This window comes from Pedobacter sp. W3I1, from assembly GCF_030816015.1.
GTDB lineage: Bacteria > Bacteroidota > Bacteroidia > Sphingobacteriales > Sphingobacteriaceae > Pedobacter.
Genome location: NZ_JAUSXN010000001.1, coordinates 2,831,408 through 2,844,826, shown reverse-complemented (window position 1 = coordinate 2,844,826; position 13,419 = coordinate 2,831,408). Strand labels below are relative to the sequence as shown.

The window sequence follows — 13,419 nt, the reverse complement described above, 5'->3', positions numbered from 1 at the left end:
TCAATCAATTAATGAATTAACTATAATTGATTAGCCGCTCGCTATTAAACCTTAAATAGATGCACCGACCTACATCAATAAACCTGATCGGAACGAACACGAGTGCAACGAGTAAAGTGGAGAGCAAGACCAACCCCAACCTATAAAAATAGGAACTTGCTTTCCAAATCCTTAACCCCACCTCTATTACTAATTGTTTTACAGATAGTTAACAAAATAGCCAGGCCAATTTTTTGCTAAAAACAATTTCTACTGGTTTTTTGTCGCTAGGCTAAGCGTTTCCTTACAGTAAAAATATTTTCAATACCGTTTAATTCTCGATTTAAAATTACACTTTTGCAAAAATTATTTAAAAGTAAATGCAGAGTTACTCAGAATTTCTTGATCTAAGTGTTGGTTTCCCGCAAGAGGGTTTCGATGTTATAGATGATGAATTATATTTTCAGGATTTAAACCTGATGGAAATGATTGAAACTTACGGTACTCCCCTACGTTTCACGTATTTACCCATGGTAAGTAAGAAGATTCAGCAGGCGAAGATTCTTTTCCAAACCGCTATTTTAAAGAACAATTATCGTGGCGATTACAAATATTGCTACTGTACAAAAAGCTCGCATTTTAAGCATATTGTAGAAGAAGCTTTAAAAAATAACATCCACCTGGAAACTTCTTCGGCTTTTGATATGCCGATGGTTGACGCTTTAGAGAAAAAAGGGGTATTAACGAAAGATACTACCATTATCTGTAACGGCTTTAAAACCTACCAGTACAAACAATATATCATTGATATGTTGCACGATGGTTATACCAATATTATCCCTGTTTTAGACAATAAAGAGGAATTTAACCTTTTTGATGATGAAGTAGATATCGATACCCCCTGTAATTTAGGTATCCGTATTGCTGCTGAAGAGCAGCCAGATTCGCAGTTCTATACTTCACGTTTAGGCGTACGTATGGAAGATATTATCGATTTTTACAACAACAAAATCGTTCATAATCCTAATTTCAGAGTTAAATTATTACACTTTTTCATTAACTCGGGTATTACCGATTCGCCATACTACTGGAACGAGTTAGAGAAATATGTAACGCTGTATTGCAAGTTCAAAAAAATCAATCCTGATTTGGACACCCTTGATATTGGTGGTGGTATGCCATTTAAAGATTCGTTGGTGTTTGATTTCGATTACGAATACATGGTAAACGAAATTGTAAAAAGGATTAAAGAAATCTGTGCCATCCACGAGGTAATGGAACCAGATATTATTACTGAATTTGGGAAATATACAGTTGCCGAGGCTTCCGGAATTCTATATAAAGTATTGGGCCGTAAACAACAGAACGACCGTGAGCGTTGGTTAATGTTAGATGGTTCTTTCATTACCAATTTACCTGATGTTTGGGCATTGAACCAAAAATATATCCTGTTACCAGTTAATAATTGGGACGCTGAATATGAACGGGTAAACTTAGGTGGCATTACCTGCGACGGGCAGGACTATTACAACCAGGAAGCACATATGAACAGTGTATTTATGCCGAAAACGCGTAAAGTACAATACTTAGGTTTCTTCCATACGGGTGCCTACCAGGAGGTATTGAGCGGTTATGGTGGCATTCACCACTGTTTATTGCCAAGCCCTAAACATGTATTAATTCGCAGAAACCGCGATGAAAGTTTCAATTTTGAGGTTTTTGGAGAGGAACAGAACAGTAAGCAAGTATTGAAGATTCTGGGTTACTAGGTCAGTTTGCAGTTGCAAGTTTTCAGTTTGGAGATATGAAAAACATAAACTTTCCACAATAAGCCAAAGCAAAGAACAAGTTTCTTATTTTTACAATATTAAATACCTTAGTTAAATTAACTAGGGTATTTTTTTGCCTTAAACCTTTTACCTTACACCTAAAACCTTCAACAAATGCAATTCGGTAAAGTAGACGATCCTTCGATTATAGATTTCACCCTTCCTGCTGATGCTCCTGAAACAGCGGCAATTTTAGCAGCAAATAAACCTAAACAATCTTTCCAGGCTTACGTGGGTTGTGCCAAATGGAATAAGGCTGATTTAAAGGGCTTTTATCCAAAAGGAACAAAAGACGAACTGACTTATTATTCCACTCAATTTAATTCAATTGAGTTAAATGCTACTTTCTACGGCATGCCTACCCGCGAACAGGTAATCACCTGGACGCAAAAAACACCTGCAGATTTTAAGTTTTTTCCAAAACTGACCAATACCATCAGTCACTTTAAAAGGTTAATCAACGTTAAAGAACCTGTAGAGCAGTATTGCGATGCCATCAGTAATTTTGAAGATAAACTGGGCATGGCTTTCCTTCAATTACACGATAATTTTAAACCTAAAGATTTCGAAAGGTTAAAAATAGTAATCAATGAGTTTCCAAAAGTAATTCCTTTGGGTGTTGAAGTGAGAAATGGCGAATGGTTCTCAAATCCAGCCATTGCCAATGAGTTTGCGCAATTGTTTCAGGAAAATGGTGTGGCGAATATTATTGTAGATACAGCGGGAAGAAGAGACATGCTGCACATGCGTTTAACCTCACCTACGGCCTTTGTGCGTTTTGTTGGCGCCAATGATGATGAAATTGATAAAAGACGCTTAGACGATTGGATTGAAAGAATTGTGAGCTGGAAAGAACAGGGATTACAAAACCTGTATTTCTTTGTCCATCAAAATGTAGAGCTTTCCTCTCCGCTATTTTCTGCTTATTTTACAGAGAAACTGAATAAAGCTGTTGGGACTGGTTTAAAAATTCCGGTTATGGCCAATCAGGCTTCCCCAAGTTTATTTTAGTTTTTTTACGGTACGTCATTCTCGCGCATGCGGGAATCTTAATGCTTTGACATGGGACTTAAGATTATCTTCGATGAGCGCTTAGGGGTTCCCAATAAAGTTACCAATGACAGATTCTAAAATTGGTCGTCATTTCGACTGGAGCAAAGCGGAATGGAGAAATCTTTTAACATAGTTCAAAGATTTCTCCACTGCGGTCGAAATGACGATCCATCTCCTACTGTTGGTCGAGATTTGCAATCTCGTCTGAATGAGTTGTGGATTTTCAATCCACTTAAAGAATTCGAAAGTCGCGATTACAAATCCCGACCAACAATATTTACTTTCTCTTATAAATCGTCTCCGTAGCTTTTGCTTCTTCCCCTTCCGGCGAAACGTTATATGCGGTTAATATAATTTCATCTGCATTGATAATTTCCAGTGTTGTTCTCCAGCCCCAAAGCTGTTCGCCATATTCCGGACTACCATATTCACCAACAACTGAAAAGCCATTTGACGTAGCTTCACCACTCGAAAGCATGATTTGTGTCCCCATGTGAAAGCTATCGATCCAACTTATCGTAAATCTTTGGTAAGGAATATCGAAACCAATAATCATTTTGCCTTCAAAAGCTTTTCCTTCCAAACTTCCCTGGTAATCAAAAGAAATAAAACGGTTACCCAGGATAGCAGTAATTTTTGCTTCAGATAGAGATTCATCTGCCAGCACGTCTTTTTCGAACCAGGTTTTGGTTGTACCTTTCCAGTTACCAATTAAGCTTTGAAGCTTTTGGTGAGCGCCATCTATTAAAGATTGCTCGAATTTACTTTTCGCCATAAGCAAACTTATAAATATAGTTGTAATGTTTAATGGTTTGCATAGAAGATTTTGAATTGAAAATTGTAAATTGTTAATTGAAAACTATCTATGTATGCTAAAGGCGTTAGATCTCAATCAGGTAATGGTTATCGATATCGAAACTGTGCCTCAATATCCATCCTTTCAAGATGTACCTCCCCATTTCCAGGAACTTTGGGAACAAAAAACACATTATCAAAGAAGTTCAGACCAAACACCTGAAGAATTTTACGAAAAAGCCGGCATTATGGCCGAATTCGGTAAGATTATTTGCATCAGTTTGGGAATTTTTAATGTGCAGAGCAAATCTTGTTCGCTAAGAATCAAATCTATTTTTGGTCATGATGAAAAAGAGATGCTGCTACAATTTTCTGCTTTGCTGAGTAAACAAACGCCCGCCTTAATGTTTTGTGCGCATAATGGAAAAGAATTCGATTTTCCCTATTTATGCCGAAGACTTTTGGTTAATGGCATAGAAATTCCGGTTCAATTGCAGCTTTCGGGCAAAAAACCCTGGGAGATAAACCATATTGATACAATGGAGCTTTGGAAATTCGGGGATTATAAACATTTTACTTCCTTAAACCTGTTAGCGGCTATTTTAGATATTCCTACACCTAAAGATGACATCAACGGAGCGCAGGTAAGACAAGTTTATTATGAAGAAAAAAATCTCGATAGAATTGTTACCTATTGCCAGAAAGATGTAATTACTACCGCCCAGGTGTTATTAAAATTTAAAGGAATGGATGTAATTTCAGCAGAAAACATTACAATTGTATCCTAATGTTAAACGTAGAAAATCTAAATATCGATTTCTATAACCAGGAAGAAAAAACCTGGTTTAAAGCGGTAAAACAGATCAGTTTTAATGTAAAAAAAGGAACTGTTTTAGGTATTGTCGGCGAATCTGGCTCTGGAAAATCAGTTACCTCTTTTTCTATCATGCGTTTGCATGATGAACGTGCGGCAAAAATTACGGGAGAAATAGATTTTGAAGACATCAGCCTTCTCAATCTCAGTTCAAACGAAATCCGCCAGATCAGGGGAAACCAGATCTCAATGATTTTTCAGGAACCCATGACTTCGCTCAACCCCGTTTTTACCTGTGGGTATCAGGTGGCCGAAGCCATCATGTTGCATCGAAAGGTAGATAAAGCGGAAGCCAAAAAGCATACTATTGCTTTATTTAATGAAGTGCAGTTACCACGACCAGAAAAAATATTTGATAGTTACCCACACCAAATATCAGGCGGACAAAAGCAAAGGGTAATGATTGCCATGGCCTTAAGCTGCGATCCTAAATTATTAATCGCCGATGAGCCCACTACGGCACTGGATGTAACCGTCCAGAAAACAATCCTGCAACTTCTCTTAAAATTGAAGCAGGAACGCAATATGGCAATGATTTTTATCTCGCACGATTTGGGTGTAGTAAATGAAATTGCCGATGAAGTTGCTGTAATGTACAAAGGCGAAATCGTAGAACAAGGTCCGGCAAAATCTATTTTTGAAAATCCACGACATCCATACACTAAAGGTTTGCTCGCCTGTAGGCCCTCACCTAATCTACAATTAAAAAAATTACCTGTAGTGGCCGATTTCCTTACCGGAAAAATTGACGATGCTTCAGCACATTTACAAGCTTCAAATCAATTAACCACAGCCGAAATTGCTGCGCGAAGGGAAAAACTTTATGTACAGAAACCCTTACTTCGGATTAAGGATCTATGTACCTGGTACCCCATTCACAATGGCCTTTTCGGTAAAACAACCGATTATGTAAAAGCCGTTGACCAGTTAAATTTTGAGGTTTTTCCTGGTGAAACCTTAGGTCTGGTTGGCGAATCGGGTTGTGGTAAAACCACTTTAGGACGGACTATTTTAAGATTGATCCAACCTACATCAGGAGAGATTATTTTTAATGGAGAAAACATTACACACATCGGCAAAACAGCCTTAAGGAAGTTAAGGAAAGATATCCAGATCATTTTTCAGGATCCTTATGCTTCTTTAAATCCAAAATTAAGCGTCGGTCAATCGATTTTAGAGCCATTACAGGTGCATAAATTATATAGTAGCGATAGCGAGCGTAAGCAAAAAGTGTTAGAATTGCTTGATAAAGTAGGTTTAAAAGAAGAGCACTTTAACAGATATCCACACGAATTTAGTGGCGGACAAAGGCAGCGTGTGGTTATTGCCAGGGCTTTGGCTTTACAACCTAAATTTATCATCTGCGACGAATCGGTATCTGCTTTAGATGTTTCCGTGCAGGCGCAGGTTTTAAACCTCATCAAAGACCTTCAGCGCGAATTCGGACTCACTTATATCTTCATTTCTCACGATCTGGCCGTTGTAAAACATATTTCAGACCGTATTTTGGTGATGAACAAGGGAAAAATTGAGGAAGAAGGTTTTCCTGAACAGATCTTTTATGCACCAAAAGCTGCTTATACCCAAAAGCTGATCGAGGCCATTCCAGGACACCAATAATAAAACATGCTTAAATCTCTTTCAATTGTTTTTACACTGATTTTTCTTTCTTTAAACGTTTATGCGCAAAAAGTAGAGATCATTCAATCAACCAGTATTTTTGAAAAGGCTCCATTCGAGGCCTGTCATGCCTCAACTTTGGTTGATTTAGGCGAAGGAAAAATAATGGCCGCCTGGTTTGGCGGTAAACATGAAGGCAGTAAAGATGTGGTAATCTGGTCGTCAATAAAAACCGGGACACAATGGAGCCAACCAATCGAAATCGCAAATGGGATAAAAAACGATACGAGCAGATTTGCCTGCTGGAATCCTGTCCTTTTTAAAACAAAAAAAGGCACATTATTTTTACATTATAAGGTCGGTCTAAATCCCAGAACCTGGTGGGCAGAATATAAAACATCCGCTAACAACGGTAAAACATGGTCGAAAGCACACAAATTGCCCAAAGATTTCTTAGGGCCAATTAAAAATAAACCCGTTCAATTACCAAATGGAACAATTCTTTATCCCTCAAGTACAGAAAGTTTAGATGAAAAAACATGGGCCATCCACATTGAAAAATCAGATGCTGAGGGTAAAAACTGGAAAAAGATTGAAATTAACTGCGATACTTTCGGGGTAATCCAACCTTCTATTCTCAGCTATCCAAACGGGAGATTACAGTTATTATGCAGAAGCAGACAGAATGTGATTGTAGAAAGCTGGTCGGAAGATAACGGCGAAACCTGGTCTAAATTAACGGCGACAACATTACCCAATCCGAATTCAGGCAGTGATGCTGTAACCTTGATTGATGGCAGACAATTACTGGTTTACAATCCGCTACCAGCTGGTAAAAACTGGTGGGAAGGACGTTCTACCTTAAAATTGGCCATTTCCACCGATGGTAAAAACTGGCAAGACATTTATACCTTAGAAAACCACGATAAAGGCGAGTATAGCTACCCGGCCATTATTCAGGATAGAAGCGGGAATATTCACATCAGCTATACTGCCGAGCGGAAGAAAATTAATTATATGGAGATTAGGTTAGTCCATAGTCCATAGTCCATAGTCCATAGTCCATAGTCCATAAGATGGAATGAAGGTTAGAATAAGGTTTAATCTGGAATATTATTTATTTGGTTCATGGTTAATCGTTGACAGTCAATAACAATTTTCTTTAACCCGCCTGGCTATCAACTATGAGCTATTAAACCATCAGCAGATAGCCCGTTTGCTGTACAAATAAACCCAATGGCCGATGAACCAATGAACTTTAAACCATCATCCATTTTACATATTATCCCCTATATTTTTCATCCTGAGCATCTTTTCTGTATCTTCGGTAAATTCATTTTAGCATATGGCAAAGAAAAAATCGGCAAATATAAAATTGGTTCTGAATCAACTGGTTAGTGATGTTTTTGAAAAAAACAACAATCAATTACTTAATTACAAGCAGGTTTCGGCTAAATTAAATTTGAACGATCAAGAATCTAGAGAAACTATTCTCGAAGTCTTAAAAGAAGGCAAAAGTGCGGGAATTTTCTTAGAACCGGAAAAAGGTAAATTTAAACTCAAAGAGTTGCAGAACTTTATTATTGGCACGGTTGATATGACTGCCGATGGTTCAGCGTATATCGTTCCCGAAGATGAATTTGAGAAGGATATTTTTGTAGCTCCGCGTAAACTCAAAAATGCATTACACGGCGACACCGTAAAGGCTTATGTTTTCGCAAAGAAAAGCGGTCGTAAAAATGACGGCGAAGTTGTCGAAATTATTAAAAGGGCAAAATCAGATTTCACAGGTGTAATCAAAATATCAGATCGTTTTGCATTTGTAATTGCTGATGATAAAAAAATGATGCATGATATTTTTGTACCTCTGGCCGATATCCATGAGGCCAAAAACGGGCAGCGTGTATTGGTAACCTTATCAGATTGGCCAGAAAGCGCCAAAAATCCGATCGGTATTGTTAAACATGTACTCGGCAATCAAGGTGAAAACAACACCGAAATGAATGCCATTTTAGCGCAGTATGGTTTTCCTTTGGAGTTTCCACCACAAGTAGAGCGCGAAGCCAATGCCATCCCTGAAGAAATTCCTGCAGCAGAAATTGCCAGAAGAAAAGATTTTAGAAACGTATTAACCTTTACCATTGATCCGGCAGATGCGAAAGATTTCGATGATGCCATTTCTTATCAAAAACTCCCTAATGGAAACCACGAAATTGGCGTGCACATTGCCGATGTTTCGCATTATGTAATTCAGGGAACGGAATTAGATAAAGAAGCCTATAGCCGTGCAACTTCAGTCTATCTGGTAGACCGCGTAATTCCCATGCTACCAGAACGTTTAAGTAATGGCGTTTGTTCATTACGTCCGCACGAAGATAAATTGTGTTTTGCAGCAGTTTTTGAATTAGATGAACAAGCCAATATCCAGTCTGAATGGTATGGCAGAACAGTGATCCACTCGGATAGAAGATTCAGCTACGAAGAGGCGCAGGAAGTAATCGAGAATAAAGAAGGTGATTATGCAAACGAAATCCTGAAACTGAACGAATTGGCCTACATCCTTCGCGACCGTAAATTCAAAAATGGGGCCATCAGTTTCGAAAGTACCGAAGTTAAATTCAAACTGGATGAAGCGGGCAAACCCATCGGTGTTTACGTAAAAGAGCGTAAAGATGCCCATAAACTGATTGAAGATTACATGCTTTTGGCCAACCGTAAAGTTGCCGAGTTTATTGCGAAGAAAACTAAGGGAAAAGATAAATTGACCTTTGTTTATCGTGTGCACGATTCGCCAAACATGGAAACCTTAAATACTTTTGCAACTTTCGCTTCCCGTTTCGGTTATAAAATCAATACCAAATCGGATAAGGAAATTGCCAAATCGCTGAACAATTTAATGGCCGATGTTGAGGGCAAAAAAGAGCAAAATATATTAACATCACTCGCCATCAGATCAATGGCAAAAGCAATATATTCTACAAAAAAAACCAGTCATTATGGGCTGGCTTTCGAATATTACACACACTTTACTTCCCCTATCCGCCGTTATCCGGATGTAATGGCGCACAGGCTTTTACAGACTTATTTAGACGGTGGTAAATCGGCCGACATGGAGTTTTACGAAGTAGCCTGCGTACATTCTTCGGCTATGGAGAAGAGAGCCGCCGATGCTGAACGTGCCTCTATTAAATACAAACAAGCCGAATACTTGGAAAACAATATCGGTACGGAGTACAAAGGTATTATTTCGGGTGTTACCGAATGGGGCATGTATGTAGAGATTGAAGAGAACAAATGTGAAGGCATGATTCGTTTAAGAGACATATCAGACGATTTTTATGTACTTGATGAGAAAAACTACTGCATTGTGGGCCAACGTAAAAAGAAAAAATATCAGCTTGGGGATGAAGTAATGATCAGGGTGAAAAAAGTAGATCTTTCTAAACGTCAAATCGATTTCACCTTAATTCCGGATTAAAAATTTAAAATTGTGCCTTAAACACAGCGTTTACGCAACCATTACAATGCATACTACAGAGCAATTACAACAAATTTTAGATACTGCAATACAAAATTTAAAGTTTCCGGATCACCCTAAACAGCTTTACGATCCGATTACTTATATCATTAATCTGGGTGGAAAACGGGTAAGACCCCTATTGGTTTTAATGGCTACCGAATTATTTGGTGAAGATGCCAATGAATCGATCTATGCTGCTATGGCTATTGAGATTTTTCATAATTTCACGCTCGTTCATGATGACATAATGGATAATGCACCACTCCGCAGAGGAAAAGCCACCGTACACGAAAAATGGAGCACCAATATTGCCATTTTAAGTGGTGATGTGATGATGGTGGAAGCTAATAAAAACCTTGCGAAAGTTAATCCAGCCTTTCTTGGTCCGGTGTTGAATGCCTTTAATGCAACCGCTCAAGGGGTTTGCGAAGGTCAGCAATTGGATATGGAATTTGAAGGCCGTGATGATGTGAGCATTGAAGAATACATCAACATGATCAGGTTAAAAACGGCAGTGCTTTTGGGTGGTGCCTTAAAACTTGGAGCCATTATCGCTGGTGCTTCAGAAAAAGATGCCGACTTAATCTATCAATTTGGTGAAAATATAGGTATTGCCTTTCAACTACAGGATGATATTTTGGATGTTTACGCTGATCCTGAAAAATTCGGAAAACAAGTTGGTGGCGATATTATTGCCAATAAAAAGACTTTCCTTCTGTTAAAAGCTTTCGAACTGGCCGATGGAGAAACCAGGGAATCATTAAATACCTGGACAGGATATAAAGAGTTTAATGCACAGGAAAAAGTAGATACCGTACGCCAGGTTTACGATACTTTGGATATACAGGATATTGCAAAAGAAAGCATGAACAATTACCTTAGCAAAGCTTTGGCCGTATTTGCCCAGATTAATGTAAGCGAGGAGCGAAAATCAAATCTTTTAACGCTTACCGAACAGTTAATGACCAGGGAGTATTAATTAAAAAGAGTTGTCAACTTTTATAGCCAAACGGCCCGAAAGTTGACAACTCTATATTTCCATTTACTTGTCAGTCTGAGCCTGTCGAAGACCCTTTTATATGGAATTGCAATAGTTTACTAGAGTTTTTTCGTTGTCAGATCAATTATTTCGAGAAGCATTACTTGGCTTTCTTTTAAGCAACATTTTTTCTATTACTTAGCATTTCTTCAAATTCTTTTGGAGTCATGTATGCAAGAGTAGAATGCCTTCTTTTTCGGTTATACCAGACCTCCACATATTCAAATATCGCCAATCTGGCTTGGCTTCTGGTGCGAAAATTTTCGTGGTATACCATTTCTGTTTTCATTGTTTTAAAAAAACTCTCCGCCACTGCATTGTCCCAGCAGTTACCTTTTCTGCTCATGCTTTGATTTACTGAAAATTTCATCAATTGCTTTCTAAATTCATTACAAGCGTATTGCAATCCTCTGTCTGAATGAAAAATTAATTCCTGGGTAATCGGACGGTTTCTTATCGCCATTTTCCATGCTGCGATCGTTGTTTGTCCGGCATCCATGGTTTCGCTAAGCGCCCAGCCAACAATTTTTCTATCTGCCAGGTCCATTACTGTCGTCAGATAAAGCCAGCCTTCACCAGTTCGGATATAAGTAAGGTCAGAGACCCATTTTTGGCTAATCTCCGCCGCATAAAAATCTCTGTTAAGAATATTTTCTGCAGGCAGATATAAATGGTCAGGATCAGTAGTCTGCACCCGATATTTATTGCGGGTAATACTTTTTATGTTTGCTTTCCGCATCAATCTGGCTACTCTTGGTCTAGAAACAAGGATTCCTTGTGCCTTTAATTCTGAGGTTATACGGGGCGCGCCATAACGGTATTTACTATCCTTGTGAATCTTTTTGATCTGCACCAAAAGTTCAGCCTGATCAATGGACCGCTTACCCAATGGATGTTTCAGCCAGTAATAAAAGCCACTACAGCTTACCGCGAACGTTCTACACATCTTTTCAACAGGAAATATCTGCCGGTGTTCCTTTATAAATCCGAATATCTCCCGTCTCCCTTGGAAAAGATGCCTACCGCCTTTTTTAATATGTCACGTTCTAGCTGTGCCTCTTTAAGCTCCTTTTGAAGCTTATTGATCAGTTTCTGGTCTTCGGTAAGGTTTACTAAATCTTGTTTAGCTGTTCCTTGCCGTTCCCTCCATTTACTTAGTAGATTAGGGCTTATACCTAATTCTTTTGCAACCTCTTTGATCGATCCACGAACCATAGCTAAATCTAAGGCCATTTTTCTAAAGGGTTCATCAAACATTTGTCTGCTCATATATTCAAATTTAAAGTTTTAAGTTTAAATCTGACAAACAAGACCTCTAGTCAAAGATAGCAACTCCAATAGTTAAATCAAAAAGATTGTCCTTCGACAAGCTCAGGATGACATGTTTTTCATTTAAACGCTCAAAATTTTTATCTGTTAGGCTTTTACTAACTTATACTTTATCCAGAAATCAGAGGATTTAGATGCCGATTCGCCGCCTTCCGGTGGTCGTTGACCACCACCTCCCATTCTTCCACCACCACCCATACCACCGCGGCCACTACCGCCCATTCCATGGCTACCGCCCGATCTGCCTCTACCACCACTTGCGCCTTCAGGCCTACCTTCTCTTTTATAGCCGGATTTATTCGGCTCATTAATTTTGATATTGTAAACCAATGGCTTTTTGAAATCCAATCCTACCTGTAATTGCGCTAATGGAATACTCAATTCATAAATAAGATCTCTGTTGGGATGAATACTCATTCCGGTTTCAATGCCGTCCTGGTTCATCGCTGGTAACTCACCATCTACAATATTTTTAAAGCCTGAAACCCGGATGCTTTTATTCATTGCAGCTGGATCATGTAGCTCGTTATCTTTATCAGGTGATAAGGGAGTGTGCTCGCGGTGCTCCTCTCCTTCTTTTGGCATTGGAGGCCTTTCCATTAAAGGAAAAGTTAATTTCATTCCATCTTTTTTCTTGCCCTCAGTATTGATATTTAAGGTAATACCACCCCTTAGTACACTAAAAGTGGTTTGTGGATCTAGCGATTCGATAATGATATACAGGTTTTTATCATCGTTTGCCAGAGCAAAAGCCAGTTTGGTAGCATCGTTGTATTGGTTAAGCGGTTCGCTCCATTCGTTCGATATGCCATCGGCCTTAAAGGGTTTTACCATGCGGATATTCTCTTCTACATCCTGTGCCTTAAGCGAAAGGCCACCTAACATAATAGAAAAAACAGATAAACTGAGTATTTTAAAATTCATCGCAAATAATTAAATAATGATATACGAATGTATCGCGATGAATTGTTAAATTTTGTTATTTAACAGGCTTTAACATTAGTTGAGGTTGGAGTTGGGAGTTTGGAGTTTGGAGCAAGTAACCAATTTCCACCTCGATAGGTCACCCTGAGCGGAGTCGAAGGGCTAATAGATAGTTTTGAGTTGGGAGTTTGGAGCCGATTAACAGTTTTTTAGTCCTAAGTCTGAGGCCAGAGTCGATTCTAAAATCGTTAAGAAAATTAAGATCTAGCGATCGTTGTAAGATTGCTTCACCGATGAAGGATCGGTTTCGCAATGACGAACTTGATGTTTGGAACAATTAACCAGTTTAAACAATTAACCAGTTAACCCATAGACTATCAAACCAATGAACGAATGACTAATGAACTACTGAACCATATAAAACAAAAAAGTCCCGATTTTCATCAGGACTTTTCAT

10 protein-coding genes are annotated in these 13,419 nt (G+C 38.6%); 7 read left to right on the top strand and 3 right to left on the bottom strand.

The window, feature by feature from the left end:
• Positions 1–359: 359 nt before the first annotated feature.
• Together QF042_RS11885 and QF042_RS11880 are read left to right on the top strand one after the other, a co-directional pair.
• A complete protein-coding gene (locus QF042_RS11885) occupies positions 360–1,748 on the top strand; it encodes an arginine decarboxylase (protein ID WP_307528550.1) in 1,389 nt (462 codons plus the stop codon).
• A gap of 174 nt (positions 1,749–1,922) precedes the next feature.
• Positions 1,923–2,819: a DUF72 domain-containing protein gene (locus QF042_RS11880; RefSeq protein ID WP_307528548.1), complete on the top strand. Its 897-nt coding sequence runs from the start codon at positions 1,923–1,925 to the stop codon at positions 2,817–2,819.
• A gap of 319 nt (positions 2,820–3,138) precedes the next feature.
• Here QF042_RS11880 and QF042_RS11875 read toward each other — a convergent pair whose 3' ends face one another.
• Entirely contained in the window at positions 3,139–3,636 is a 498-nt protein-coding gene (locus QF042_RS11875; RefSeq protein WP_307528545.1) for a DUF1579 domain-containing protein, read from the bottom strand.
• 94 nt (positions 3,637–3,730) lie between these two features.
• Here QF042_RS11875 and QF042_RS11870 point away from each other — a divergent pair, with 94 nt between their 5' ends.
• The 5 genes from QF042_RS11870 (at position 3,731) to QF042_RS11850 (ending at position 10,649) form a co-directional block, all read left to right on the top strand.
• Positions 3,731–4,444, top strand: coding sequence for a 3'-5' exonuclease (locus QF042_RS11870; RefSeq protein WP_307528543.1), 714 nt, complete (start codon positions 3,731–3,733; stop codon positions 4,442–4,444).
• Positions 4,444–6,150, top strand: a complete 1,707-nt coding sequence (locus QF042_RS11865) for an ABC transporter ATP-binding protein (RefSeq protein WP_307528542.1) — start codon at positions 4,444–4,446, stop codon at positions 6,148–6,150. The genes QF042_RS11870 and QF042_RS11865 overlap by 1 nt, the downstream gene beginning before the upstream one ends.
• Before the next feature lie 6 nt (positions 6,151–6,156).
• Positions 6,157–7,197 (top strand): exo-alpha-sialidase, encoded by a 1,041-nt coding sequence (locus QF042_RS11860; RefSeq protein ID WP_307528540.1) that lies wholly within the window; start codon positions 6,157–6,159, stop codon positions 7,195–7,197.
• Between the two features lie 298 nt (positions 7,198–7,495).
• Positions 7,496–9,628 (top strand): ribonuclease R, encoded by a 2,133-nt coding sequence (gene rnr, locus QF042_RS11855; protein ID WP_307528538.1) that lies wholly within the window; start codon positions 7,496–7,498, stop codon positions 9,626–9,628.
• Between the two features lie 46 nt (positions 9,629–9,674).
• Complete coding sequence (locus tag QF042_RS11850; protein ID WP_307528536.1) at positions 9,675–10,649, top strand: polyprenyl synthetase family protein; 975 nt, start codon at positions 9,675–9,677, stop codon at positions 10,647–10,649.
• 175 nt (positions 10,650–10,824) lie between these two features.
• Here the strand turns inward: QF042_RS11850 and QF042_RS11845 are convergent.
• Both QF042_RS11845 and QF042_RS11840 read right to left on the bottom strand, forming a co-directional pair.
• Positions 10,825–11,978, bottom strand: a protein-coding gene (locus QF042_RS11845; RefSeq protein WP_307528534.1) for an IS3 family transposase whose coding sequence is annotated in 2 segments (ribosomal slippage) — positions 10,825–11,744 and positions 11,744–11,978 — 1,155 coding nt in all. Because the reading frame shifts where the segments join, the coding sequence is not laid out codon by codon here.
• Positions 11,979–12,125: 147 nt separating this feature from the next.
• A complete protein-coding gene (locus QF042_RS11840; RefSeq protein ID WP_307528532.1) occupies positions 12,126–12,962 on the bottom strand; it encodes a hypothetical protein in 837 nt (278 codons plus the stop codon).
• Positions 12,963–13,419 lie beyond the last annotated feature (457 nt).